The sequence below is a fragment of the Cupriavidus sp. R6-3 genome (assembly GCF_059772245.1).
Window position 1 is genome coordinate 1 of record NZ_JCBAJO010000054.1, and the last position, 23,873, is coordinate 23,873.

Genomic DNA, 23,873 nt, shown 5'->3' on the forward strand with positions numbered 1-23,873 from the left:
GTGGTGCGAGGGAGGGGAAACGATTTCCCTTTGGAATCAACGCACCGCGCCTCTTCCGGGGAAATGTTGGGGAGCGTGAAGCAGCTCAATCGACACCCGGCTCCCGGCTGAAGTGCTCGCATGTCACTAAGCTGGGGCACAGCTCATTGATGGGGCATTCGTATCTCAGGTACCAGACGCGGTAGGCGTACTCGGTATAGATGCGCGGTTTCGAGCACCGGTAGCACGGGTTCTTCCCGATCGTGTAGATGGGCTGCTCGGGAAACCCGAAGTCGTGATCGTACGGCATGCACATACTGTACGCCCATACAGTTCTCTGATCGATTTGATCTGATACGATCCGCCTTCGGAAACAACAATAAGATCCGAGGAGAGCACAAATGGCGTGGATGTACCGGTCAAACGAGGAGATGTTCCGGCAATTCGACAGCGATCGCGAGGGGACTGCACGACGAATCTCCGAGCATTACGACATGGACATCGAATTTGTGCGCCTCTACATCCACCACCTTTGCGACAGCCAGCGCGAGAACAAGTCGGCTTACATTGGCTTCGAATCCGAGATGGGGGCCTTCCAGGCCACCGAGGCAATGGTCCGCGATTTGCAATCCGATCTGGGGATTACGCTGGACGGGGCGAAGGTGCTCGACATTGGTTGCGCGTCGGGCCATGCCATGCGGGCAGCTCTGAAGCTGGGGGCTCGCGCTGCAGTCGGGATCGAATACTGTGAGCCGCGGGCGTACAACGGCAACATGATCCTGTCCCGCTACGGATATCCACCATCGATTCGCGTTGGGTCGGTGCTAGATGACGAGGTGACCGGCGACCTGCCCTGCGACTTCGACTATGTGTTCATCTTCGATGTTCTCGAGCACGTGCCATCCATCGAGGGAACGATCGCTGTCGCGCGGTCGAAGATGCGGAAGGGTGCGAAGATCATCATCAAGTCGGGGAATCCATTCTTCCCGAATTTCATGCTGCGGGAGCCGCACTACAGCCTGCCCGGGATGATCCTATTGGACCGCGAGGCGGCAGCGGAATACCATGCTGCGCACTTCGATGGCGAGTACGACGACGTCTTCTACTGGATGTGCAAGCCCGAAGTCGAGTCCGTCCTCAACGCATCGGGCTTCCGGACACTCCCACACAGGGACCCGATCGATCAGCCGCTCAGCAGCTTCGACAACGCCATCCGGACGCTCGAGACCGACACGGTCTATCCGAACGAACAAATCCGGCAAAAGGTGCTGAATGCGACCAAGTTGCTCAAGGTGATGCGCGCCACCGCCGCTGACCCGGAGCAGCTATTCGGCGTGATGAACTTCGTCGCGGTGGCCGAGGCTGTCTGAAGTCAGCGCGTCGTATGCGCGCTCGCAGGCGAGCCCGGCAACGCGGGCCGCGTCAGCGTATTGAGCCAGGATTCCCGCTCGCCGGTCAGCCCTTTCGAGCACGTCGGCAAGCACTCCGAGGGGATCGCCGGCTGCCGCGCTTCCGTCGGTAGGGGCGGGATTGCCGGCACGGCCGGCGGCGACCAACTCGGCGACTCGACGGCGCAGGCGCTCAGAAGTAGCAGCAGCGGCGCGAGCGTCGGCCAGCGCCTTTTCACGTTGTTCCTTCGCTTCATTGGCGATCCTCGTCTGCTCATTCGTGCGGCGCTGTTCTTCAGCGCGCGCGCGGTCGGTGGCCTTCACCTGATCGACAGCGGCAGCGCGGCGAATCTCGGCGATCTCGGCATCCTTGCCGCGGGCGGTGAACGCCGACCCGGCGACGAACGCCAGCGCGAGCGCCGCGATGGCCGCGCCGATCTTCACCCAAGGCATAGCGCCCTCTCCTGCTGGCGGCGCTTCACCAGCCCCGGCAATTCAATGCCCTTCGCGTAGACCCAGCGCGGCAGCTCGTTGCACGCCCCCACGTAGTCACCGCCGTTCAGCTTGCGCACCAGCGTCGAGCCGCAGAAAGCGCCACGACCAACGTTGTAGGTGAACGACACCAGCGCTGTCCGCTGGCTGTCGGTGAGGGGCACGCGCACGCAGGAATCGACGGCGGCGCTGGCATCGAGCAGATCGCGCGCCAGCAGGTTGTCGCACTGCTCGCGGGTGTAGACCTGGCCCAGCCGCACACCCTTCGTCGTGCCAAAGCATGCGGTCGGGATGCCGACGGGATCGAGATAGGCCCGCTGGCGCAGACCCTCGAAGGTGGCGACCAGCGGCACCGCGGCGGCAATGCCGGCCGCAACGAGGCGGCGGCGCAGATCAGCGTTCATCGCGCCGCCGCTCCACGATCTTGTCGCGGACCAGAACGTAGACCTGCAGCCCCACATACACCAACGTCGCCGCGGCCACCCACCAGTTGATATCGTGGGTCTGCAGCCAGATCCAGAAATTGGACGCGACGGGAGGCGTCGCGCGTGCGACGCTGGATGCTACTTCGTTTTGCATGGGGACCCCAGGTTACGCGGCCCGTACGGAGATCTCCGCCCGGCCGTCATCAAGAATTCGTCGCACCCGGCCCACGGCCATGCGGTGCTGTTCCGGCGTCAGGTCGGCGTCCTTCACCACCAGCGCGCCGATGCCGCCGTCCACGTCGATCGGGACGATCCAGTCGCCCGGCTGCGCGCCCAGCACGTTCACCGGCACCTTGCCGCAGTAGGCAATGCGATCGACACGCTCGCGCGCGGCCTCATACACCTCGTTCCATGCCGCCAATTCCGCTTCGTACTTCGCGATGGCCTCGTCGCTCTTGTCCTCGCCCAACGCTGGCGGAAGCGGCATGTCGACGCACCACGTGTCGCCGCCGACCAGGCTGGGATCGGTCGATTTCACGCCGAAGGTAATGGCGTGCTGCCACTTATCGGTAAGCCGGCCCATCAGGTCGAAGCCGACGATCTGGCCCTTGGCCAGCACGCCGCAGTCGTCGCGCTTGAACTCGTATTCGGCGTAGTCGGCGCCGCTGGCATTGACCGTGCCGCCGGCGTTGATGCTCCGATTGCTGACGGTATTTCTGCCGAGGTACAACGCCGTCGCGGCTGCGCTGAACCCGCCGCCGTTGACCGTCCGGAAGCTGCCGGTGAACGCGCTTCCTCCCAGAACTTCCAGGACGAAGCTGTTCTCGGTCGACGTGTTGTTCGCCACCTGGGACGAAAGAGCTCCGTTGTCGGAGTTGGCGCGCAAGCTGGTGCCATAGACCCGACCGGCTTGGTCAATGAACCCCGAACTGGTGCTGCCCGCAAGGTGCAAAGCCGCAGAGTTGTCGGTCAGCCCGGTGACATACTGGCCGCGGTGGATATTGCCGCTGACGAAGACACGCGCCACACCTGCACACGAGATGTCGTACTTCGGCTTTGGCGCACCAGCGAAGATGAAGTCGCAGAACTCGCACCCTGCGATCGAGACCGTGCCGGCAGGCACTGTGCTGCCGATGAAGATATGCGAATACGTGCCCGCGGCCGCCGTACCGTTCGCGTTGAACCGGCATTGGCCGACGGTGACCCCGCTGGCGCCATTGTTGATCAGAAGCCCATGCTGGCCGGACATGTCGATCTCGGTGTTCGAGATCATGATCCCGCGCGATGGGAATGAACCACCGAAGTAGTTCGAATCGGTGATGACGATGTTCGAGCCGCTGTCGGCGCGGAACACGTCGCAGTTGTTGATGTGGATCACTTCAGCGCCGGCCAACCGAATGTTCGCCTGCGCATTCAGCCCAAACAGCGACCCGAAGATGGTGTGATCGGAGCCGGTGATTTGCAGGCCATCGCCATCGCTGTTGCCGAAGTAGCAATTGATGAACCGGGCGCCCCGATGTCCCGGCGTGAGGTGGCAGCCATTCTGCTTCGCGCCGTCGAAGAAGACGGTGTCGAAGATGGCGTAGCAGTCCTGGTTGTAGTTGTCGACCGTCGCAGGCGGAGCCGCCTCGAATTCGAATGCATGACCAGCCGTGTTGTTTGCCTTGTTGCCATCGAGCGTGAGGTGCTTGATGGTGTAAGCGCGGCAGAAGAGTGGGGCAAACAGCAGGCTTTGATTCGCGCCGTTCTTGAGCTTCAGGCGCGAGCTGTTCGTGTCAGGCGGATAGTGGCCGGTGTGTTCGGTGGCAACGCCAACGATCGACACGTTCGTCTTCAGCCGCAACTGACCGGTCATGTACACACCGGCCCGCAGATGAATTTCCCCGCCGCCGATCCGGTTCATGCCATCAATCGCCCGCTGAAGAGCAACCGTATTGTCGGTCGTGCCGTCGGCCTTTGCGCCGTACGTTTCGGCGTGAATCACGCCAGTGACCTGCAGCTTCCACCGCATGCCGTCGTCCGCGACGATCACCAGACCGCCATCGTCGGCCGTGACCGTGTCCGTAGGATCTGCGACGTACAGGCCGCCGCCTCCATCATGCGGCTCGTAGTAGCCAGTGACGAATACGTTATGCGAATTGGTGGAACTGACAAGGCGCAGCCCGGCGATCGACTGGACCACGCGGCCGGTGTGCCACTTCAGCCATTCCGAGACGTTGGTGCCTTCGAAGCCGATCAGGCCGGCGCCCTTCGCCGGGTCGGTGCTGTTGGCCAGCAGTTGCAGGACCGGGTTGCCGGAGCCATCGGTCAGGGAATCGAGGATGCGTTGCACGAGCGTGCGCAGGTTCACCGCGTCCTGATCGCCCACCGGGTCGGCCAGGTCTTGGATCCGGTTCTGCCGCGCGCGGTATGCGCCTGCGCCGTCGGTGTCATCCGCGCCCAGCAGCAGCGCGCGCGGCGTCTGGCCAGGGTTCAGGCCGATAAGGTAGGCGGCGCGCTGCATCGCCATCCAGATACGGTCGAAATCCTTGTTGACCGTGTCGGCCAGGAAGTCACCGTTCTCCTGATAGTCGGTGTCGCGCTTGATCTGGACGATCCGCTCGATGCGGATGCGCACGCCACTGGCCGGCGCTGCCGCGAACACCACGTTGCCGCCGTCCTGATTGCCGACATCCGTCACGGTGTAGCCGGACACCACCTCCACGTCGTTGGCGTAGACCTTGAGGTCGGAAGCCAGAATGACATAGCACTCGTACGGGAAGACGGTGGTCACCCCGTTGGCGGTGTATTCGAAGACGGTATCTTGGATCGGGACGGACATGCGGCACTCTCTGGTGAGCGCCGCGGGGGCACGGCGCTAGTTCTCGAAGGTCACCTCGTGGACCCCCGTGGATTGGCGCCAATCTTTGTCCGGGCCTGCGGTCGGTTTCCCGACCAAGTGGTTAATGCGTACCGGTGCTTCGAGGATCGCGCCGGCGCCGCTGTCCAGGTATCCGTCCGGCTGCTCCTTGATCGCCGGGTTCCAGTCCTTCATCTCGTCCCACATCGGGCCATTGAGCACGTCGACGTGCGCCCACAGCACGCCGGATTTCATGGGCGGCTCCAGGCCGGCGAGGATGCGCTCGTTCTTGTTGCCCTTCGCGATGTGCTCGCGCACCGCACACCGAAGCCCCTCCTGCTTGAGCGCGCGCTGCAGGATCTTCGGGATGAAGGCACCGAGGCCGTTGGTTTCGACGGTCACCTGCACGATGTTGAAGCGCCGCACCAGTGCGCAGATCTGCATGACCTGGCCGCCGACGATCCGGGTGTTCCGGCTATCGTCGAACTCCGCCATTTCGCCGATCAGCGCTTCGGCCACATGCCAGTAGTGGTTGCCGAGTGCGTCGTCGAGGATCAGCGAAAAGGCCGAGGTATCGCCGCCGAGCTTGCCTTTTGCCGGATCCCAGTAGGCGCGGCCGCTCACGATCTGGACCTTACCGAGCATCATGCGCACGCCGCGGTTCGCCACTTCCAGGCGCGGGTGCGTGTCGTATGCCTTGATACGTTCGGGATCGAGGCGGCATTCGGTGATCGGCTTGGCTTCGAGCATGTATTGCGAGTCCCAGTAGTTGAGCGTCCGGGTCTTCTTCCGGCGCTTCTCGATGTCGGCGCGGGTGAAGCGCTCGGGCCACGCACACCGCGCGTAGATGTCGAGCACTGCGCCGGGCGGTTGCGGAAACACGATCGCCTGCCCATCGACCTCGTAGTCGACGCCCTCGACCAGCATGCGCGATGTCTTGTGGATCCCGAGAATGACGTAGAGGCCGTCCGGTCCCGGCTGGAACGGGAACGCGTAGCGGGTGCGCTTGCTGGTGTCCTCGTACCGAATGCTGTCTTCGAACAGGGGAATCTTGAGCAGCGCGGCGCCGGCTGCCACCTGTTCGGGATAGATGGAGTCGTGCGTGTGCGGCGTGCCGATGTAGGTCTCCCGTCCGCCCGGGACCAGAATGAAGGTCGACTCCTGGATCTTTGCCCGCAGGTTCTCGCGCGCCTCGGCAGTGCGGATGTTCTTCGGTACCTCGACGTCGTCATAGTCGATGTCGCGCGCGCGGGCGGACGTGACGTTCTGATTCACGCCCACGGCGGTCATGCTGGCGTTGCGCGCGTCGGTGGCCCCGTTGACCCAGAACATCTGTGCGCCGGGCTTCGTCGGCAGCATGCCGCCGCACAGCGGATGCCGCCGCAGCACGTTGATCGTGTCACGGGTAAGCTTCTTCGACAGGGGCCCGTCGGCGGCCCAGATCAGCGACACCCACGTCGGGTCGTTGTAGAGCTGCCACGCCTTGTAGACGGCGTAGATGGTGGACTTCGCCGCGCCGCGGAAGACCATCAGCACGCGCACCGGGTCGTCGCAGAACTCGAGCCACTGGCAGATGCGCACGTGCAGCGTCGGCACCTGCCAGTTCATGACCTTCGCCCACATCAGGAAGAAGGCCAGGAAGCTGATGCGCTTACTTGCCATGGACGCGCTTGTCGAATGCCGCCTTGCCGGCCTCGCGCTGGGCCTTGTCGATCAAACGCGCGGCCTCGCGTTCCGCTGCCCGGATCTCGCCATCGAGCCCATCAGTGTCCTCGGCACCTTCGGGCGGCACGCCGTCCGGTGCTCCGCCGGCGCTCCGCTGCTGGATCACGCCGATCAGGGTGGTGGTCTTCATGATGACGGTCAGCGTGGCCGCGGCGTTCTTCTTGCACCAGTAGCGATCGCCGCGAGACTGCGCGTCCATCGCGTTCGGCGCGACGCCGTGGCCTGGCCACTTCTCCGGGTCGGCCTCGTCGAGAAACACGTCGGTCAGCTTCTCGGTCAGGGCCTGCAGCCGCTCGTATTGATCCTGTCGCATATCACTCTCCCACCGCGGCGCCGAGGTTCGGCGCGCGATCCGGGCCGCCTGTGCCCGGGTTCCACCAGTAGTCCTGATTCCAGTCGCGTTGCGCGCGCTGGCGCATGCGCGAAAGATAGCCGGGGGACACGTTCTCCGACAAGGCATGCAGCCCGGCATGGTCGAGCGCAGCCTTTGCGTACCACAGATTCACGTATGGCAGATGGCCGCGCGCGAAGCGCAGCGCCTCAGCGCCAGCGTGCGTGTCCTTGCCGGCCGCCGCCTGATAGACGTTCTCGACGCCCAGCTTTCCGACCAGGTCGAACGCGCTACCGATCGACGGGCCGGCGATGTTCTTGATCGCGTTGGCCGTCGAGTCGCCCGGGTTCTCGGTCGGATCGGTCAGCAGGAAGTCGCCCACGATGCCGAGGCCGCCGCCCTGCGCCAGCGCGCGGAGCCAGAATTTCCCCTGCGACATGTCGATGGGGTCCTTGCCCTGCACGATCTGCTTGTTCTGGTAGGCGATCGCGCCGAGGCCGGTGAGCGCGACCAGCAGCGCGCCGCCGTACATCAGGCGGTTGACTTGGAAGGGACCGATGCCAGCACCCCCATATCGCCCGCCCAGGATACTTGGCGTGCCGTCGAGCCCACGCGGCGCGTCCATCATCCGCGACCAGTGCCGCGAGATCATGGCGATCGGGAACGACTTGAACTGCATGACCGACCGCGCGAGCTCGCCCAGCGGCGTGCCGCGCTGCGTGCCGCCCCACGACTGGATTGCCTTCGTGGTCAGGTCCGGGTTGAGCACCGCATATTCCGACTCGTCGGTGATCATGCCCAGCACCTTGGCGACCACCTCGTCCGCGCGCCGGTTGCCGCCCGCGCGGATCGCCTCCGGCGTCAGGAAGTCCATGCCGTTGTACTGGGTCAGCTGGGCAGCGCGGATGACCTCCCAGTCGGCTTCCGTGATGCCCTTGCTGGTCATGCGCCAGCGGTCGTATTCGGTCAGCGCCGACCAGTCCGTTTTCGCCAGCCGCGCCATGCCGTTCATCATGGTCATGCTGTAGGCGCGCCGCAGGGTGTCGGTCCACGCGTTCATCAGCGACAGTTTCATGGTGCTGTTGGCCAGCCGGCCCGACCACGTCTGCCGGATGTTGTCGCCGCTCCAGCGGTTCAGGTCCGAGATCATGGATTCGGCGATGATGCCGTGCATGCTAAGGAAGTCGCGGGTGTCGGCGTCAGCCTGCCGCCCGATGTTGCGTAGCGCCTCCCAGTAGCTGAGCTTGTTGAAGCCGGTGGTGACGAAGTAGGTGCCGAGGTCCGTCAGGCTCGACAGCACAGCGCCGCCCAGCTTGCCGAAGGTCTGGATGTTCCGCATGTGGGTGCCGATCTCGGCGATGCGGCCGCTGACGGGCGATCCGGCCGTGCCGTTCAGCACGTCCCAGTATGACTGCGGCAGCATGCCGGCGGATCGGCGCAGGCCATTGTCGGCGCGCTCCGCCAGATCGAACTGCAGGCGCATCTGCTGGTTCGGGTTGGGCCCGTAGCGCTCGACCAGCGCGATGTCACGCGCGAGGCGACCGACGTGGCCCAGCATGGCGTCGTACATGCTGCCGGCGCCGTACTTGCCCATGTACTGCAGATACGCCTCACCGTCGCGGTAGTGAATCTGCCGCGTCTGGCTGCCGGCGTTCGCGCGCGCCGCGCTGCCCGGCGCCGGCCTGCTGCCCGGCTGCGTCTTGTTGAGGCCGTCCGTGGCGATGGTCGTCCATGCCTCCCGCAGGAAGTCCAGCACCTCGCCGTCAGCCATGCGCGTGCCGTCCTCCCGCAGATACTGCGACCGGTCGAGCAGCGGCAGCGTGTCCTGCGCCCAGGCGTCGCGCGCCGCGTTGCTGCCGTCTCCGCGCACGCGGACGCTGTCGTGCGGCTGCGGGAGGTAGCCGTAGTCGAGCTGGCCCACGTCGCCACCGGCCGCGTTGAACCGCTGCCGCAGGCGCTCGATCGTGTCCAGCCACGCGCGGGCGCCATTCTGCGCGATGGTGTTGCCAGTAGCGCCCTTGGCCTGATCGATGATCTCGATGGCCAGGTCGCGGGTCATGCGCGGATTCTCGGCGTCGAACAGGAACATCAGCCCGCGGCGCAGGCCGCCGGCGCCATCCCGGCTCCCCACTGCGTCCAAGAGGTCCATGAGCTGGGACATGTTCTCGCGCTTGATGCCCTCGGCGTAGGCCGAGGTCTGTTCCATTTCGCGCACCAGCGCCTTGCTGCGGCCGGTATCGAACTGCGCCATCAGGTCGGTCAGCCGCGTATCCATCGCGGCCGTCTTGACGATCTGCAGGCTGGCGCGCGTGACCTTGAGCGCAGCTTCCTGCTGGATATCGGCCATGGCCTGCTGGGCGGCCTGCAGCACGCGCGCGTCGCGCGGTAGCGCCTGCCATGCGGCGGGATCCTGCCGCGCCAGCCGGCGCATGGTTGCGGCCAGCCGGTCGTCGATCTTGCGAACCTCGGCATCGGTCAGTGCGCGCCCGGCGGCGGCCTGCACGGCTTGTCGGCATTGCGGTGTCATACAATGGGCTCCATGTCCTTGATTCGGTTCCTCGTCCACTCCGCCGGCATCTGGTGGATCGCGCTCGGCGTACCCGCCCTCGGGTGGCTGGCGTCCACGCTGCCGGCGCGCGACCCGCTGGTGATCGCAGCCGCGGCGCTGTGGGTGGCCGGCGTGGTGCCGGCATGCGTGCTGTCAGGGACGAGCAGCCGCAGCCTGCCGGCTGACTTCCGCGCCGCGTGGCGCGCCTTCCGCACCTGGGCGATGGTCGTCGGCAGCATCGCAGCGGTCGGCATCGTCCTGTCCCTGGCCATCCGCTAGCTATTCCGCAGGAAGCATTCGGCCGCCACCTGCAGCAGCGGTGCGTCGGCGGCCTCCGCGTCGGCCTCCTTCTTGACCGCTTTCAGCGCATCGGCCAGCCGCATCGGCGCTTCCATCCCTTCGAGCTGCACCATCATGTCCGGCGACAGCTTGGCGATCTCGGCGGCTTGGGCGTCTACCGCCGCGGCGGCCTGCTGCGCGCCGGTGCTGGCAGAACCGGCGGTTTGTGTGGGCTGATCGCCCGGAATCCCTTTGCTGGCTTGGCTTTCGGTGCCGCTGGGGGTGCTGGTCGCGGCCGGTGTTGCTTGCCGGCTTGCGGCACCTGCCGGCCCGGACGGCCCTTGCACCGCCTGTCGGGCGGCCAGCGCGGTCGCGCGCGGCGCGCTCGGCGGAGCGTCCAGCGAAGCGCGAGCCGCGCGCACATCGCTGATCTGTCGATCGATCTCCTGCACCTGCTGTCGTGCCTGCTCCGCGGAGCGGTTCGTTTCGATCTGCCGCTCCAGTGCCTCGATGCGAGCGTTCGTCTCGGCCATCGACGCTTCGATCTCGCGCCGCGCCGCCGCTTCGGCCTTCTTGAAGCTGACCCGGCCGGCGCCTTCCTGCTGGATCTCCTTGGCCCGGGCGCGCAGCGCTTCGGCGCTGGTGTCCGGCATCGAGCGGCGCAGATTGGCCAGTTCGTCCCGCATGCTGCGAATGGCGCCCGGGTCGGCCGTCATGCCGGCGTCAGGCAGCAGATCGGCGCGCGCCGCCTCCAGCCGGCCGATCATGTCGTCCAGCATGCGGGCGTTCTGCAGGGTGTCCCAGTTGATCGTGCCCGTCACGTCGACGCGCTCGCCGGCACCGAGCTGGTCGGCCGCTCGCACGAACGCGGCAAGGTGATCCTGTGCGGCCGCAATGTCGGTCGGGTCCTTCAGGTTCCACGACTCGACCGTCTCGCGCACCATCTGCACGCGCGCGGCCGCCACGGCTTCGGGATCGTTCGCCGCGGCGCGGCCGGCGGCTTCGCCCGTGCGCTCGGCCATGTACCGGTCGGCCCGCTCCAGGTAGGCGCGGGTTTCGGCCGCAGGCGGCGCCTTGCCGGCCCGGACTGCAGCGCCTGCCTTGCCTCCGCCGTTGTAGTGCGCGATCGCCGCGCGCACGTCCCCGTCGTACTGGTCGATCAGCGCGCGCATGTAGCGGGCCGCGCCGTCGATATTGGCCACCGGGTCCCGGACATCGCCCCGGCCGTACGCCGCCCAGGTCGCATCCATGAACTGCATGATCCCTTTGGCGCCCACCGGCGACGTGGCTGAGCTGTTGGCCGACCGTTCCCCGGCGTTCTTGATGGCGAGCAGCGCCTCGGGCGGGATGCCTTCGCGCTGCGCCGCGGTCACGGCATAAGCATCGAGGCGGGGATCGTCGTAGCGCAGCGCCTGGCGCTCGGCCATGCCCATGTCGACGAGCTGGCGCGCGGCCGCTGGATCTGCCGGCGTCGGCGCCGCCCGCCGCGCGCCGCGGAGCGCCACCGCGCCGAAGCCGGCCGGCACCAGCGTCGAGACGGCCAGGCCCACCGGGTCGAACGGGTCGTATTGGTCGGCGATCTTGTCGTAGCCGGCGTTTTCCAGAATCGCGCGCGTGGCGGCCTGCTGGGCGACGAAAGCGCCGGGGCCACCAGCGACCACCAGAGCGGCGGTTTTCGCGAGCGTGCGGCCGGCCACTGGCAGCGCGACGCCGGCGGCGCTGGCCACCCCTTCAACAGCCGCCGCGCGTAGCCGGGTATCGGCGTCGACGCCCTCGGCGGCCAGACGGTCGGCGGCGGCCGTGGCTTGGTCTGCGCCGGTCAGCACCGCGCCGGCGACCGGGCCGGCCATTACGCTGTAGCCGATGGCTTTCGAGCCGAACTGGCCAAGGCCGAACAGCACCTGCTCGACGACGTTGGATGTGGCCGGGTCCGGCACCATGTCGCGCGCGCTGGCGCGCAAGCCCGTCCCGACGCTGGTGCTGAACGCGTCGCCGCTCTGCACCCGCTCCCGCGCGTCAGCGCCGGCCTCACGCCGGGCCCGCTGCTCCTCGCTGGAGAACAGCAGCGACGGGTCGGCCTGCAGCCCGTAGCCCGCCTGCACATCCCCGAACGCGCCCAGCACGTCGGCGCCGAAGGCGACTGATTCCCTCGAGCCAGCGGCCACACCGCGCGGCAGCGCCGTGGTGGTGCGCCAGAGGCTGAACCCTGACTGCGGCACTGGCGCCGCGACGGGCCGGGCCTGACGATCGTCCAGCGTCTGGTCGATCGAATCCTGCAGCATGCTGTCGAGCATCAGCGGCCTCCCTTCGGCATGCCCTGCTCAGCCGGCGGCGGCGATGCCACCGGACGGCGCGGGTTCAGGTCGATGATGATTCGCTGGCCGGCTTCGTTGGTCACGAAGCCCGTGCCGGCGCGCACGGCGTACTTGCCCTGCCCGGCGTGCACGAGGGAGGAATGCGGAAGCTGGCGAACGAACTGCTCCAGCGGTAGCGCGGTGCCGCCGACGCGGACCTGGCCGCCCGGCACCTGCGGTGCAAAGTCGGAGGCCTGCAGCGCGGCAATGCGCTGGGTGAAGGTGTCGTCAGACATGCCGTACGGGCGCGGAATCTTCGTGCCGTCGCGCTGCTCGCGCAGGCCGCCCGTCGCGAGATTCACGGCGCGCCGGATGTCCGGGCCGCCTCCCTCGGCCGCGATGGCCGCCTGGATGTTGAACGCGGCGTCGATCCACTGCTGGCGCACCTGCTCGTTGAGGGTGGCATCGCCGATCTCGCGCACAATCTCCGCCCGCCAGCCCACCTCGCGCGTGTCTTCCGGCTTGACGACCTTGTCGCGGATGGCGCGCTCGCCGCGCAGGATCAGCTCGGACGTGTAGCGGCCTGCGGTGGTCTTCGAATTGGCGTAGGCCATGGCGATGCCCAGCGTCTTGTCCTTCTCGCTGATCTGCCGCGCCATGTCGGAGACGCGGTCGGCGTCGCCGATCAGGGAACCGAACGACGCCAGCGCAGACGCCTGCTGATCCGGTGGCAGTGCGCGCACGAGGCGGCCGATGGTCTGCGCCTCCTCGGGCTGCAGCGGGCTGATCTTCCGGCCGGCAGCCACCTCCACCTGCCCGATCTGCTGCATGCGCAGCCCGATGACGGATTCGGCCTCCTGCACGCTGCTCATGGTGATGGCGGGCGCGCGCTCGATGACGCCGCGCTCCTGCGCCGCCTGCCACGGATTCTCCTTGTAGGCGCTGACGCTGGCGGTGTAGATGCGGTCCAGGCGCTCGTATTCCTTCTGCGAGGCCGGATCGGTACCGACGCCGCGGGTGGATCCGCGCGCGCGCATCTGCTCGAGCAGCGCGGCCTGCTGCGGCAGCGGCTTGGTGGCGAACATGGCATCGTTGGCCTGCTGCTCCACCAGCTTGCGGAACGGCTCGGCCATGCTGGTGCCGGCCACGGTGTCGGCCGTCTTGCTGATGTACTCGGTCGACAAGAACCGGCCTTCGGTCAGCAGCTGGTAGGTGTCGTTGAACACGTCGGCGGCCTTGTCCTCGCGGGCTTTGCGCTCGCGCTCCGCCTTTTCCTGTGCCCGCACGTTCGCCGCCTGAATGCCGCTGATGTAGCCATACCCCTTCGTTATCAGGGCTGTGCGGCGCGCCGGGTCGATGTCCTCGCCGTCCCGGCCGCCGATGCGCTCCATGGCCGCGCGGATCAGCTCGACATTGCCTGTCTGCGCCGCGCCTTCGAGCGTCGCGTTGGCGAAGTTGTAGGTTGCCCCCTCGCGGAATGCCTGCTTGGCCTTGCCGATCTGCTCCGGCGACCAGCCGGCCTGCGGGCCCAGCGCGTCTACAGCGCCTTCGTACTGGGCGATCGACCCCGGCAAGTCACGCATGGCGTTGCGCTGGAACTGCTCGCCGAGCTGGCCCAGGCTGGCGCCGATCTCCGACTGCTGGCGCTTGACCACCACGCCCTGCAGGCTGCGCTCTGCCGCGCCGGTGGTGCGCAGCACGTTGGCCTGCACCACCTTGCGGGTGTCCGGGTCCATGTTGCCCAGCCGCTGGCCCTGCAGCTCTTCAACGCGCTGGCGGTATAGCGAAATGGCGTCGGTCGCCTTGACCTCCCCTGCTTCGACCTGGCGGCCGATGGTGTCGTGCAGGTCTCGCACCTCGTTGTCGAGCTCGGCCAGCGTGACCGCGGCGTCGGCGCGGCGCTGGACCTTGTCATTCTCCGCCATGGCCGACGCGAGATCGCTGACGCCGGCGGCAAGCCGGCCGGCCGCCTCCGCGACGCCGGCGCCCAGCGCGCGCGCGTTGGTCTGGACCAGCGGCGACGGCCGGGCGACGACGTTACCAAAGTCTCCGATCTGGATTTTCACGCTTTACCCCCCTGCCTTCGTGTTGGGCGTCTTTGCCCAGCCGGACCGGTAGGCGGACGACGCCCCGGACAACAGCGAACTGCCAGCGTTCAGGAATCCGGTCGTCGATGCCGCCCGTCCCTCGGCATCCAGCAGGGACGCCTGGCTCAGCCCGGCGCTGTACGCGCGATTGCCGGTCAGGATGGTCTGGTACGCGTCCTTCTCGGCGTTCTCGTTGATCTCGTTGCTGATGCGCACGGCGGTGCCCGACCCGAGCGAAATGCCGGAGGCGGCCATGTTGGCGTTGGCAGCCGCCTCCTGCCGGCGCGCTGCTTTGCGGATCTTCTCCGCCTGCGCTACCGCCGCGTCCTTCTCCTGCGCGGCTTGGCGCCGCTGCAGCTCGGCGTTCGTCTCGGCCGCATTCTTCTGCTGCTGGCCGGAATAGATCGCCGCCCCAGCGCCGACGGCAGCGGCCGCCACGGCGGCGTATGCCGCCAATACCCCTGCTTCAATTCCCATAGTGGATCTCCAAGCCAATGGCACAACGCATGAAGCCGAGCCGTTCGTACAGCTTGGCCGTGGTTTCCGGGTCAACGCCCGTGGACGTGCCGGCGTGCAGCCATGCCACGTTCCTGAGCCGCCCCCACGCAACCAGAGCGCAGATCAGCCGGCACGCCGCCATGCCGCCGCGGTGGTCCTTGTCGATGAAGAAGCTGACCTCGTGCGCAACGCGCGCGTCGCTGGCCCAGTGCTGGCTGGCGAGCCCCGCGATGCCGCCGATGACCTGCCCGTCCTTCTCGGCGACGAAGACGACGCCGTCCTCGCTGAGCATCAGGCTCGTCATCATCTCGGCGGCGCGGGCGCGGCTGAACGGAATACGCGACCACCGCGGCGACTCGGCATGCAGCTGTTCGCCCAGGTCGAGGATGCGCGGCAGGTCGTCGGGAGTAGCGACTCGGATGCTCATGCGTTGAAGGTGATCTCGCGGACCACAGCCAGAAGGTGGAAGGGATACGGCTTGTTCTGGATCAGCCTGAGCGGCGAATCGCTCTGGTGCCAGCCCAGCGTGCCGACGGACAGGTAGCCGGTGAACTCCTGCGGCGGCTGGTCGAGAACGTCCGGCCCGAACGAGCGGGTATTGATCTCCTGCGGCCCGTAACCGTCACCCATGTCGATGGTGCAGCCGATCGTGTCGCGCACCAGCGGCAGCACGCGGTTCGTGCTCATCATCGAGCTTTGCCCGCTGCCCGTGCCGCCTTGGATCTCTGGCCGCAGCAGCTCGACCTCGTTGGTGTAGGGCAGCCCGACCTCCACCTCCAGCGCGTTGCGGTCAAGCACGATCTGGCCGCCTGCCACCACGAATTCGCCCATGTAGACGCCGTCGGCCTTGCACCAGACGGTTTTGCCTTCGAGGTGGCCGAATCCCGTCCAGACCGTGGCGCCCGGCGCCGCGGCCGTCTTCTTGACGGCGCAGTCGGTCAGGTAGCCGGGCCCGAACAGCTCGACATAGCGTTTGGTCACGCCGTTGATGGTCCGGCGCACGATGGCCCATACCTCGTCGCCGCCGTCGGGGCGCGGGATCGAGGCGACCCACTCGTAGGCGCCATCGGTGACCAGCGGCGCCCAGGCGACGACGCCCTCGTCTCGGTCCAGCGTCAGCACGGCCATCTTGCCGTTGCCCAGCGCGCACCAGACCAGCGAGGACGGCCCAAGGTCGTCGTTCAGCGCGGCGGGCGCCTCCTGCTGGTAGGTCATCGACACGATGCCGGACGTCGTGATGTGGTCGGCCAGCACCGTCAGGTCCGGGGCGCGATAGGCGTAGGTGTCCGGGTCGTACGACAGCGCCCGCACCTTGCGCTGGGCGCGCTGGACGAACAGCACCTCGCTGCCGATCCGGACCGGCTTGATGTTGGCGATGCCGTAGACCGAGCGGCCGCGTGTCTGGGCATTCGTCGGCGTTAGCGGCTTTTCGACGCCGCCGTGCATGGTGAACTCGCCGCCGAAGGTCAGCGGCAGCAGCACGGTCGAGGCGGTCAGCCGCGTGATCGGGTTGATCTGGCCGGTGGACGGAAGCTCGAAGCTGAATCCCTCGTCGTCGTCCACGCCCTGCGTGAAGTCGAAGTAGATGCCGCTGCGGCTGCCCCAGATGCCCTGCGGGAAGCGCCGCGTGCCGGCGGTAATCAAGCGCTGCTCGTAGAAGGCGCCGGTGCGCGGGTAGCCGTCGTAGTGGTTCCAGACCGACGATTGCAGGCTCCACGAGAACGCCGGGGCCAGCACCGCGGCCGTGAGTTCGCGCTTGATGATGCCCTTCGCCTCGTTGCCGTCGACGATCTGCGAGATCTGCACCAGCCCGCCGTTGATCTCGACGAACTTGCCGACATCCTCGGTGCGCCAGCCGGTCATGCCGGGGTCGAACTTCAGCGAGATCTCGATGCCGATCGGCTTCTCCGCAGACGGCGTCAGGCTGCCCACCGGCGAGCCGCCCAAGATCCACGCGAAGCCGGCATAGGACGTCGAGGCGAATGCCTCCTTGATCTCGACCGTTACCTGCGTCTGGCTCGTGAAGCCGGTGATCGTGGCCAGGCCGGCGCCGTCTACCGTGATATCGCGCGCGACATCGGTCGGGGCGAACGTGGCCGAGGACGCGGTGACCGTGCGTCCGGTGCCCACGCTGCTGGCCGACAGGGTGATGTTGGCCGGGAAGCGCGCCCCGATCTCGTCATACGGGACGACCGTGAACGGTGCGTTCTGGATCGACCAGTTGTCGGAGGCGAGCCGGCGCAAGGTCTGCGTCGGCACCTGCGGGTGGAACAGGAACATCGTGTCCGCGCCCTGGGTGTAGTCCAGGTCCGCGAGCATGTCCTCGGTGTAGGGCGTGGCGATCTCGAACGGCACCGATCCCACCATCACGGGCACGCCCATCGTCAGGAACACGCGCATGTACAGGTGGCCGAACTCCAGCATGTACGACTGCGTGGTGCTGAACACGAAGGGAATCAGGATCGATCGCCGGCCGCTGTCCTTGGTCTCGGCGATGTAGATGGTGCCGTCGCGGCGGTTTGCCGCGCCCTGCACGTCGACGATGCAGTTCTCCAGCGACTTGGCGCCGTTCTGGTACCGGGCCACGTCGACGCGGCCCATGACCTTCGGGGAGATCTCGCCAGCCGAGAAGTTCGTCTGAATGAGCGTGACGCGCGGCATGGCTTACCTCGTGGTGAAGCGCGATTCGAGCAGCGTGCCGCTGCAGAATTCTTCGGGCGGGTTGTCCTGCCCGTCCACGGCCTTGGCGACCTTGAGGTGATAGGCCGCCTCCTGCATCTTGCTGTCGCGCAGGCTGGTCGATTTCGTGACCGCGTAGGCGATCCGGGCCGCCATGGCCAGCTCCATTTGCCGCACGAGGTTCGGCGTCCACGATGCCTCAACCTCGTTGCGCCAGACGTATTTCAGCTTGCACACATCGGTCTGCAACAGCAGGTTCATACCCTCCTGCTCGAAGTCCTGCGGCTGCCCGTCCTCGCCGACCTGCACGGTGCGCAGCCAGTCGCCCGGCAGCTTGAACTGGTACGGCCAACCGAACGCGGGCGGATCGGTCAGCGGCGAGAGGATGACCCGCTTGGTCGCGCACTTCCAGTAGTGCGAGCGCAGGACGTCGTCGCGCAGGCTCGGATACAGGTTGGCGCAGAGCCTGGCGTGCTGCTTGGGCTCGGTCAGCGAGTTGATCGGATCGGCGCCGAGCTCGAGCAGCGCGTTTGAACAGATGGTGACTGCGGAGGTCATCGGGTCATCGCCTCAAGAAAAAACCGGGGCGCGCGGCCCCGGGTTGAAAACCCCCGCTCGCGCGGGTGGAGGAGACAGCTGGTATCGCCGATCAGTCGGTGACGTATTCGATCTCGAACTTCAGCGCCTGGTTGGCCGCGAGCGCCGCGCCGCGCACCGTGGCGTACACGTCGACCATCTCGGTCGTCACGTACTCGGCGCCGTTGGCGATCAGGGCGCCGGTGTTGGCGTCCTTCTGGCCAGCAGCCGCAGCGTCGATGCCCACAGCGATGCCGTCCGCGTCGATGACCGTGCCGGTCTTCGTCGAGCGCAGGCCGATGTCGATCACGCACGAAGCCGTGCCGGCCGCGCAGCTCACCTTGCTATTGCTGGTGAAGCGCGAGTTGACCGGCACGCGGCCGAGGAAGATGGTGTCGTTGATGGCCGCGCCGGCATGGGTGGCCGGCATCTTCGACGCCAGAATGCGCTTGCGGCCAGCGGCCTCGTGCGGCAGCAGCTTCGTGCCGGCCAGCAGCTTCGCGCCTTGGGTGGTGTTCACTTCCGCCATGGTTGGCTCCTATCGGTGATGGGTTGGATTGGGTTGCCGGGCTCGACTTACACGAAGTCGATGGCGACGACCTTCTCTTCCTCGACGCGGGCAGCGCCGTGGGAAGCGCCCATCGACACCTGCATCAGGTCCTTCTTGTCGGCGCGGCGGCTGGCCTTGCCTTCGGTGTAGCCGGTGCCGAAGTGGATCGCCGACTTCGCCCAGGCCGCAGTGCGGTAGGTGCTGCCGATCATCTGCAGACCCTCGTACGCGATCCAGTTGAAACCCATCCATTTCGACGACACGTCGCCGTCCTGGAGCATCTTCACGGCCAGGAAGTCAGCCGAGGTCAGCGTCTCGTCGGCGAGGATGTCTTCCAGCATCTCGCTGTTGTAGGCGATGAACAGCTCTTCGCCGTTGTGGTTGTCCGCCTCGTTCTTGCGGAAGATCTTGCGGGTGGTCAGCAGCTTCGATTTCGTGAAGCCCGTGCCGCCGGCCACGATGATCTGCGACGACGGCAGCGCGACCTGTGCACCGTCCTTGGTCTGCGAGTTGCCCAGCAGCGCCGAGAAGATGATGCGGTCTTTGCGGCGGTTGTGCGCCGCGATCAGCGACTGCATGTAGGTGCCGTTCAGCGGGTTGGCCAGCAGCTTCGGCTCGTCGTTGCGGTCCACCGGCAGCGCCTGGTAGAAGTCCTTCATCAGCGCGATGCGCGTGCTGTGGTCGGCCTCCGACCATTCGGTATCGCCGTGGCGGACAGTGTTTTCGGGCGTGTCTTCCAGCGGCGCGAGACGGTTGGCGGTGAACGATTCACCGGTGATGTTGCCGCGGTCGACGACTGCGCTGCTGAAGCGCGACTCCATCTGCTGCGCCTGCTGGCGGATCGTCGTATCCCACTGGATGACGAATGCTTGGGTAATGGTCTGGGACATGGTCCAGTTCTCCGGAAGGTGAAGGTGTCGATGTCGCCTTTCGGGTTGCCCGTCGCCGGACCCGTCTTACTCGCTCTGCCGACCGGCTCACGTCGCTGCAGAGAGGGCATTTGCTGGTTGTCCGCCGCCACACGGGCCAGTTGATGCCCGCAATGCTCTTGCTGATGGGTGGTCGGTTTCCCGACCAAATGAAAAAGGCCCGCTTGCGCGGGCCCCCTCCGGTGGTGGATGAATCCTGTCAGGCCACTGCCTGCGTTCCGTGCTTGCGCTCGAAGAACGTGCGCACCTGCTTGCTGACCTTCTCGTGATCCGGGTGCCGCGGGTCCTTGTAGGCGTCGCCGCGCATCAGCTCGTGGATCTGCTCCTCGGTGGTCGGGCCGCCCATCGTGGTGCCGCCGGGGCTGGTGTCCTCGGCGAACTCGGGGCCGATGGCCGCCATCAGGCGCAGGAACGCGACGTTGTTGCCCAGCACGGTCGGCGACATGATTTCGTCGATCGGGATGCCGGCCTTCTGCGCGATGGCCGCGGCGCCCTGGTAGGCGTTGCGCACCTGGTGGTCAAAGCCGCCCTGATGCGCCCACGCCTGCTGCAATTGAGTCTTGGCTGCCTCGGCGTCCATGATCGAGGCCCCGGCCACCAGCTTCGGCGCCAGGTCGAAGTACTGGCCCATGACCAGATCGAATTGCTTCTGCGTCAGCCCGGCCTCGTGCGCCTTGGCACGAAAGTCCTTGAACGCCTGATCCTCGTCGGGGTTCCAGCCTTCCTTGAGCTCGTCCGGCACCGCGACCTGGTAGTCCTCAGCGGCCTTCGGCGGCGCGTCGCCGGTGCCCATCCGTTTTTCGAGGTGGCCGTAGTTCTCGGCCAGCTTGCGGGCGCTTGCCTCGATGTCCAGCGTGCCGTCCTCCTTGGTCACGCGGAATTTCTCGGGGATGTAGTCGGTGGGCGGCGTGTCGGCGGCGCCGGCCTGCAGCACCGATCCGCTGGCGGCAGCAGCCGCGCCCGGGTCGCCGCCGGCAGCAGCCCCAGCACCACCAGGAGCAGGATCGCCACCGGCTGCCGCGGCACCGCCGCCGCCCTCACCTTCGCCACCAGCGGCGTCCATCAGCGCGTAGAAGCGTCGAAACAGCATTGTCAGTTCTCCTCGTCTTGGTTGGGGTCGACACCGTTGGCGCGGTTGATCTGGCCAACGATGAATTCCAGCACGCGGCGCTGGCCGTCCCGGTGGTAGGTCTGCAGCACCGCGTCGATGCCGCCGATGGTCACGGCCGGCCGCGCAAACAGGCGCGTCAGGTGTTCGAGGATGGCGGCGCCGCGGCGGTCATCCTCGAAGATCTGCTTGTAGAGCTCGGGGGTCGGGTCGGTCATGCGGCGGCGGCCAGGTTCTTGGCCATCTGCTCGGCGGCCGGCTGCAGCAGTGCCTGCTGCTCCGCCTGCTGTGCGGCCTGTTGCTGAGCCTGTGCCCGCTGCTCGCGCAGCGCGGCGACGGCGCGGGCGTCGCGGATGACCTTGGCCGGCGCGCCGTAGCCGTCGGCCGACTCGCGCAGCGCCTCGTCGAAGTCGATGTTGTCCAGCACTTCGGGCACCACAGGAGCGATGGCCATGGCGCTGGCAACGGTGCGCTCGATGGCGACCACGTCCTCCAGCTTCTGCGCCTTCGCCTGCGGGCTGATGAAGACGACGCGGAATTCCCGGTTCGCCAGCGACTCCGGCGGCGGCGTGAGAACGCCAGCGCGGTAGGCCAGGCCGAAGCACCGCTCGATCATGCCCTGCAGCCACTCGGCCTGCAGCCGGCCGTAGATCGGGCCCAGCAGTTGGCGGATAAGCTGCACGCGCACATGGACCTCGGTCGCGGTCATCGCCGGGCCGTCCTGCGGCTGGAGCTGGTCGGCCATCAGCGTGCGACGCACCTGGGCCTGTAGCTGCTCGCGCTTCGTGAAGGACAGGTTGAAGTTCGCGCCCGACTGCAGCGGCTTCATGCTGTCGACGCTGTTCGCGACGATGATCTTGCGCGGCCCGACCTTGACGGTGCGCGGGTTCAGCACGCCATCGTCCTCGGCGATCCACATGCCGGAGATAGCCAGGTCGGCGTTGCTGTCCTCGAGGTAGACCAGCCGATTCAGCTGCTTCACGTCGGGCAGCGCGTCGAACATCGGGCCGACGGCGTACGGGGTGTCCGGCACCACCACCCAGCGCGGCGCGACGAACGGGCATTCGTGGTAGCCCGACTCGCGCAGCGTGTGCTGGCTCGCAACCTCGACGTGGCACGACGCGAACGGCATGTTCTTCGCGCGCACGGCACCGACGGCGTGGACGCGGCGCGGGTAGATCGAGTGCAGAAGCTGGACCTTCTCGTCGAACTTCTGGTCGGTGTAGAGCTGGCGGACCTTGTCGCTGACCTTGTCGAGCCCGAACTGGTTGACGACCTGTTCGACCGTCAGGCTGTAGCAGCGGATCAGCGTATCGGCCAGGCCGCCCGGCTTGGACGCAGCCAGGTAGCAGGAGGCGATCGGCCACTGCTCGAAGACGTAGCCACCGACCTCGCGGTCCACGTCGATGTACATCACGAACCAGCCAGCGCCGACCATGTCGAGGCAGCACTCGAACCCGACCGCGTCGTAGTTGCTGGCGTGGATGTTCTCCCAGATGGTCTCGGCCGACTCGTCGAACCAGCGGCGCTCCTCGTCGGTCTCCTGCGGGGCCGACAGGCCGAACCAGCGGGAATTGCTCGGCGTGGCGCCGGACATCAGCGCGGCGGCCAGCGTGCGACCAGCATCCGTCGACGTGGCGTCGAGCAGCTTGGCCCGCTTCGTCTGCATGCTGGTCGCGTCGTCACGGTTCCCGAAGAAGCCGTTACCGCGCATCGGGAAGCTGTGGTCGAAGCAGTCCAGCCAGAGCATTTCCAGCTCCGACCGGACGCCCTTCATTGCGGTCAGCCGCCGCAGAATCTCCGATGCGCGAGTGTCGCCGATCATGATCCGAGTTTTTCCTTGCCTTGAGCCATCACGCTCGATGCGCCGCCGCCGGTCGAGCCTGCCGCCAGCAGCGATGAGCGCTGACGGGCCCGGCGCAGCTCAGCGGTGCGAGCGTTGGCCGCCTGGGTGGCCTCGGCATCGGCCTTGCGGCGCTCCTCGGCCGGGTCCGGTGCGGGGGGAAGGTTCGGGCTGCCGCACATGGTCAGGCAACCTTGGCCTTCTGGCCGGCCAGGTCCGGCGCGACCCAGCCGTCCTTGGTCAGCACCGCGGCGGTCAGGGTCTTCGGATCGACCTCGTGGGCGCTCATCTCCAGGTAGCGGGCGCGGCCCGGGCGAGCCACGGCGGCGGCCGGGGCCGGCGTCTTCGCCTCGGTGGTGGTGGTCGCGTCGGCGCTGTCGGTTTCGGGCGCGTCGCCGGGGGTCTGCACTGCGAGCTTGCGGGACATGGGCGTCTCCTGCGGTGGTTGAAGGGATGACGCGGCGAGTATCGGCGTGGGGCGTGGTCGGTTTCCCGACCGAATCAGCGCGCCACCACCTTGGCGGCTGAGACGGGCGCAGGCTTCATCGGCAGTTGATCCCGCTGCCTGCCGGTGGCCTGGCGCCAGAAGGCGATCATGCGCTCGCCCTCTGGATGGCGGGGCTGGGCATCCAGGTTCTTCCAGCCCATGAAGGTGGACTTGCGAATGCCCGTGAATTGCTCGATGTCGTACGTGCTGTAGCCTTCCCGCTTCAACTGCAGGAAGACCTCATTCCAGTCCACGACGAGATCGGGCAGCACGGCCACGGTCATAGGCGATCCATCAGCCGGCGCAGCCAGCCGCGCTTTTCGGGGGCTTCGACCACGACAATACGGTTGCGTTGCGCGGACGAACCGATAGGGACGACCTGCACACCCCAGCCGAACGGACCAGAAGGAAACACGATGTACCGAACTCGGCGAGCGGCGACAGCCTTCCGGCCGCGACGACGAGCGAACGAACGGGTGGCATCCCGCATCACTCGCCTCCCGGAAGATCGTCCTCCCCGAGCCGGCCGGCGACGATGAAGCCCACCGCGAGGGCGCCGATGGTGGCGCCTGCGGCGAAGATGGCGATGGCGGTCATGACGGTCATGGCTCAGTCCTGAACGTGTTGCCGGCGCGTGCCCGGCGGGTCCATGAAGGTGGCGCCGCGGACGTTGGGCGCACGCTGCGCATCCGCGAGGCGCCGCTCCAGCTCGCGGATGCGGGCGATCAGGGCGAGAACATCGTGCGGCCCTATCATCCAATCGGCGTCCTGCTCGATGCAGCCGCGCGACTGGCGCTCCAGCTCGTCCAGGTTCAG

General features: G+C 67.1%; 24 protein-coding genes. 2 read left to right on the top strand and 22 right to left on the bottom strand.

Annotation, left to right across the window (positions count from 1 at the left end):
• The first annotated feature begins 380 nt into the window (after positions 1 to 380).
• The gene (locus AC6EI8_RS11490) at positions 381 to 1,349 is read left to right on the top strand and encodes a class I SAM-dependent methyltransferase (RefSeq protein ID WP_498381972.1); all 969 of its coding nucleotides are present in this window, start codon (positions 381 to 383) and stop codon (positions 1,347 to 1,349) included.
• Here AC6EI8_RS11490 and AC6EI8_RS11495 read toward each other — a convergent pair.
• The 7 genes from AC6EI8_RS11495 to AC6EI8_RS11525 are packed head-to-tail and all read right to left on the bottom strand — an operon-like array spanning position 1,305 to position 9,706.
• A complete protein-coding gene (locus AC6EI8_RS11495; protein ID WP_498381973.1) occupies positions 1,305 to 1,820 on the bottom strand; it encodes a DUF2514 family protein in 516 nt (171 codons plus the stop codon). The two genes, AC6EI8_RS11490 and AC6EI8_RS11495, sit on opposite strands and share 45 nt — an antisense overlap.
• A complete protein-coding gene (locus AC6EI8_RS11500) occupies positions 1,808 to 2,263 on the bottom strand; it encodes a lysozyme (RefSeq protein WP_498381974.1) in 456 nt (151 codons plus the stop codon). The genes AC6EI8_RS11495 and AC6EI8_RS11500 overlap by 13 nt, the downstream gene beginning before the upstream one ends.
• Positions 2,253 to 2,438, bottom strand: coding sequence for a hypothetical protein (locus tag AC6EI8_RS11505; RefSeq protein WP_498381975.1), 186 nt, complete (start codon positions 2,436 to 2,438; stop codon positions 2,253 to 2,255). The genes AC6EI8_RS11500 and AC6EI8_RS11505 overlap by 11 nt, the downstream gene beginning before the upstream one ends.
• 12 nt (positions 2,439 to 2,450) lie before the next feature.
• The gene (locus AC6EI8_RS11510; protein ID WP_498381976.1) at positions 2,451 to 5,105 is read right to left on the bottom strand and encodes a putative phage tail protein; all 2,655 of its coding nucleotides are present in this window, start codon (positions 5,103 to 5,105) and stop codon (positions 2,451 to 2,453) included.
• Between the two features lie 36 nt (positions 5,106 to 5,141).
• On the bottom strand, positions 5,142 to 6,785 hold the full coding sequence (gene terL, locus AC6EI8_RS11515) for a phage terminase large subunit (protein WP_498381977.1): 1,644 nt from the start codon (positions 6,783 to 6,785) through the stop codon (positions 5,142 to 5,144).
• Positions 6,775 to 7,161 (bottom strand): hypothetical protein, encoded by a 387-nt coding sequence (locus AC6EI8_RS11520; RefSeq protein ID WP_498381978.1) that lies wholly within the window; start codon positions 7,159 to 7,161, stop codon positions 6,775 to 6,777. Before AC6EI8_RS11520 ends, terL begins: the two co-directional genes overlap by 11 nt.
• 1 nt (position 7,162) lies before the next feature.
• A complete protein-coding gene (locus AC6EI8_RS11525) occupies positions 7,163 to 9,706 on the bottom strand; it encodes a hypothetical protein (protein ID WP_498381979.1) in 2,544 nt (847 codons plus the stop codon).
• A 12-nt stretch (positions 9,707 to 9,718) separates the two neighbouring features.
• On the opposite strand from AC6EI8_RS11525, the gene AC6EI8_RS11530 reads away from it, so the two are divergent.
• Positions 9,719 to 10,006, top strand: coding sequence for a hypothetical protein (locus AC6EI8_RS11530; protein WP_498381980.1), 288 nt, complete (start codon positions 9,719 to 9,721; stop codon positions 10,004 to 10,006).
• Here the strand turns inward: AC6EI8_RS11530 and AC6EI8_RS11535 are convergent.
• From AC6EI8_RS11535 to AC6EI8_RS11605, 15 genes are all read right to left on the bottom strand, one after another.
• Positions 10,003 to 12,300 carry a lytic transglycosylase domain-containing protein gene (locus tag AC6EI8_RS11535; protein ID WP_498381981.1) on the bottom strand — a complete coding sequence of 766 codons (2,298 nt, stop codon included), beginning with the start codon at positions 12,298 to 12,300 and terminating at the stop codon, positions 10,003 to 10,005. The two genes, AC6EI8_RS11530 and AC6EI8_RS11535, sit on opposite strands and share 4 nt — an antisense overlap.
• Positions 12,300 to 14,366, bottom strand: a complete 2,067-nt coding sequence (locus AC6EI8_RS11540) for a hypothetical protein (RefSeq protein WP_498381982.1) — start codon at positions 14,364 to 14,366, stop codon at positions 12,300 to 12,302. The genes AC6EI8_RS11535 and AC6EI8_RS11540 overlap by 1 nt, the downstream gene beginning before the upstream one ends.
• Before the next feature lie 3 nt (positions 14,367 to 14,369).
• Positions 14,370 to 14,864 (bottom strand): hypothetical protein, encoded by a 495-nt coding sequence (locus AC6EI8_RS11545; protein WP_498381983.1) that lies wholly within the window; start codon positions 14,862 to 14,864, stop codon positions 14,370 to 14,372.
• A complete protein-coding gene (locus AC6EI8_RS11550; RefSeq protein WP_498381984.1) occupies positions 14,854 to 15,312 on the bottom strand; it encodes a GNAT family N-acetyltransferase in 459 nt (152 codons plus the stop codon). Before AC6EI8_RS11550 ends, AC6EI8_RS11545 begins: the two co-directional genes overlap by 11 nt.
• Positions 15,309 to 17,546, bottom strand: coding sequence for a phage tail protein (locus AC6EI8_RS11555; RefSeq protein ID WP_498381985.1), 2,238 nt, complete (start codon positions 17,544 to 17,546; stop codon positions 15,309 to 15,311). Before AC6EI8_RS11555 ends, AC6EI8_RS11550 begins: the two co-directional genes overlap by 4 nt.
• A 3-nt stretch (positions 17,547 to 17,549) precedes the next feature.
• On the bottom strand, positions 17,550 to 18,122 hold the full coding sequence (locus AC6EI8_RS11560; protein WP_498381986.1) for a phage connector family protein: 573 nt from the start codon (positions 18,120 to 18,122) through the stop codon (positions 17,550 to 17,552).
• Between the two features lie 91 nt (positions 18,123 to 18,213).
• The gene (locus tag AC6EI8_RS11565; RefSeq protein WP_498381987.1) at positions 18,214 to 18,669 is read right to left on the bottom strand and encodes a hypothetical protein; all 456 of its coding nucleotides are present in this window, start codon (positions 18,667 to 18,669) and stop codon (positions 18,214 to 18,216) included.
• Between the two features lie 47 nt (positions 18,670 to 18,716).
• Complete coding sequence (locus tag AC6EI8_RS11570; protein WP_498381988.1) at positions 18,717 to 19,580, bottom strand: phage capsid protein; 864 nt, start codon at positions 19,578 to 19,580, stop codon at positions 18,717 to 18,719.
• A 238-nt stretch (positions 19,581 to 19,818) separates the two neighbouring features.
• Complete coding sequence (locus AC6EI8_RS11575) at positions 19,819 to 20,709, bottom strand: capsid assembly protein (RefSeq protein WP_498381989.1); 891 nt, start codon at positions 20,707 to 20,709, stop codon at positions 19,819 to 19,821.
• A 2-nt stretch (positions 20,710 to 20,711) separates the two neighbouring features.
• Positions 20,712 to 20,945 carry a Bbp19 family protein gene (locus tag AC6EI8_RS11580; protein ID WP_498381990.1) on the bottom strand — a complete coding sequence of 78 codons (234 nt, stop codon included), beginning with the start codon at positions 20,943 to 20,945 and terminating at the stop codon, positions 20,712 to 20,714.
• Positions 20,942 to 22,552: a portal protein gene (locus AC6EI8_RS11585; RefSeq protein ID WP_498381991.1), complete on the bottom strand. Its 1,611-nt coding sequence runs from the start codon at positions 22,550 to 22,552 to the stop codon at positions 20,942 to 20,944. Before AC6EI8_RS11585 ends, AC6EI8_RS11580 begins: the two co-directional genes overlap by 4 nt.
• Positions 22,549 to 22,752, bottom strand: a complete 204-nt coding sequence (locus AC6EI8_RS11590; protein WP_498381992.1) for a hypothetical protein — start codon at positions 22,750 to 22,752, stop codon at positions 22,549 to 22,551. The genes AC6EI8_RS11585 and AC6EI8_RS11590 overlap by 4 nt, the downstream gene beginning before the upstream one ends.
• A gap of 2 nt (positions 22,753 to 22,754) precedes the next feature.
• Positions 22,755 to 22,997: a hypothetical protein gene (locus AC6EI8_RS11595; protein WP_498381993.1), complete on the bottom strand. Its 243-nt coding sequence runs from the start codon at positions 22,995 to 22,997 to the stop codon at positions 22,755 to 22,757.
• Positions 22,998 to 23,071: 74 nt separating this feature from the next.
• On the bottom strand, positions 23,072 to 23,341 hold the full coding sequence (locus AC6EI8_RS11600) for a hypothetical protein (protein WP_498381994.1): 270 nt from the start codon (positions 23,339 to 23,341) through the stop codon (positions 23,072 to 23,074).
• Between the two features lie 325 nt (positions 23,342 to 23,666).
• A partial coding sequence (locus AC6EI8_RS11605) for a hypothetical protein (RefSeq protein WP_498381995.1) occupies positions 23,667 to 23,873 on the bottom strand: 207 nt, incomplete at its 5' end.

What these genes read in the sequence shown, in the direction of transcription:
- AC6EI8_RS11585 (WP_498381991.1), bottom strand. Translation starts at nt 22,552, where the DNA reads ATGATCGGCGACACTCGCGCATCGGAGATTCTGCGGCGGCTGACCGCA.
- AC6EI8_RS11520 (WP_498381978.1), bottom strand. Translation starts at nt 7,161, where the DNA reads ATGCGACAGGATCAATACGAGCGGCTGCAGGCCCTGACCGAGAAGCTG.
- AC6EI8_RS11510 (WP_498381976.1), bottom strand. Translation starts at nt 5,105, where the DNA reads ATGTCCGTCCCGATCCAAGATACCGTCTTCGAATACACCGCCAACGGG.
- AC6EI8_RS11570 (WP_498381988.1), bottom strand. Translation starts at nt 19,580, where the DNA reads ATGTCCCAGACCATTACCCAAGCATTCGTCATCCAGTGGGATACGACG.
- AC6EI8_RS11490 (WP_498381972.1), top strand. Translation starts at nt 381, where the DNA reads ATGGCGTGGATGTACCGGTCAAACGAGGAGATGTTCCGGCAATTCGAC.
- terL (WP_498381977.1), bottom strand. Translation starts at nt 6,785, where the DNA reads ATGGCAAGTAAGCGCATCAGCTTCCTGGCCTTCTTCCTGATGTGGGCG.
- AC6EI8_RS11600 (WP_498381994.1), bottom strand. Translation starts at nt 23,341, where the DNA reads ATGACCGTGGCCGTGCTGCCCGATCTCGTCGTGGACTGGAATGAGGTC.
- AC6EI8_RS11565 (WP_498381987.1), bottom strand. Translation starts at nt 18,669, where the DNA reads ATGGCGGAAGTGAACACCACCCAAGGCGCGAAGCTGCTGGCCGGCACG.
- AC6EI8_RS11530 (WP_498381980.1), top strand. Translation starts at nt 9,719, where the DNA reads ATGTCCTTGATTCGGTTCCTCGTCCACTCCGCCGGCATCTGGTGGATC.
- AC6EI8_RS11495 (WP_498381973.1), bottom strand. Translation starts at nt 1,820, where the DNA reads ATGCCTTGGGTGAAGATCGGCGCGGCCATCGCGGCGCTCGCGCTGGCG.
- AC6EI8_RS11595 (WP_498381993.1), bottom strand. Translation starts at nt 22,997, where the DNA reads ATGTCCCGCAAGCTCGCAGTGCAGACCCCCGGCGACGCGCCCGAAACC.
- AC6EI8_RS11580 (WP_498381990.1), bottom strand. Translation starts at nt 20,945, where the DNA reads ATGACCGACCCGACCCCCGAGCTCTACAAGCAGATCTTCGAGGATGAC.
- AC6EI8_RS11560 (WP_498381986.1), bottom strand. Translation starts at nt 18,122, where the DNA reads ATGACCTCCGCAGTCACCATCTGTTCAAACGCGCTGCTCGAGCTCGGC.
- AC6EI8_RS11555 (WP_498381985.1), bottom strand. Translation starts at nt 17,546, where the DNA reads ATGCCGCGCGTCACGCTCATTCAGACGAACTTCTCGGCTGGCGAGATC.
- AC6EI8_RS11505 (WP_498381975.1), bottom strand. Translation starts at nt 2,438, where the DNA reads ATGCAAAACGAAGTAGCATCCAGCGTCGCACGCGCGACGCCTCCCGTC.
- AC6EI8_RS11535 (WP_498381981.1), bottom strand. Translation starts at nt 12,300, where the DNA reads ATGCTCGACAGCATGCTGCAGGATTCGATCGACCAGACGCTGGACGAT.
- AC6EI8_RS11590 (WP_498381992.1), bottom strand. Translation starts at nt 22,752, where the DNA reads ATGTGCGGCAGCCCGAACCTTCCCCCCGCACCGGACCCGGCCGAGGAG.
- AC6EI8_RS11525 (WP_498381979.1), bottom strand. Translation starts at nt 9,706, where the DNA reads ATGACACCGCAATGCCGACAAGCCGTGCAGGCCGCCGCCGGGCGCGCA.
- AC6EI8_RS11575 (WP_498381989.1), bottom strand. Translation starts at nt 20,709, where the DNA reads ATGCTGTTTCGACGCTTCTACGCGCTGATGGACGCCGCTGGTGGCGAA.
- AC6EI8_RS11550 (WP_498381984.1), bottom strand. Translation starts at nt 15,312, where the DNA reads ATGAGCATCCGAGTCGCTACTCCCGACGACCTGCCGCGCATCCTCGAC.
- AC6EI8_RS11545 (WP_498381983.1), bottom strand. Translation starts at nt 14,864, where the DNA reads ATGGGAATTGAAGCAGGGGTATTGGCGGCATACGCCGCCGTGGCGGCC.
- AC6EI8_RS11500 (WP_498381974.1), bottom strand. Translation starts at nt 2,263, where the DNA reads ATGAACGCTGATCTGCGCCGCCGCCTCGTTGCGGCCGGCATTGCCGCC.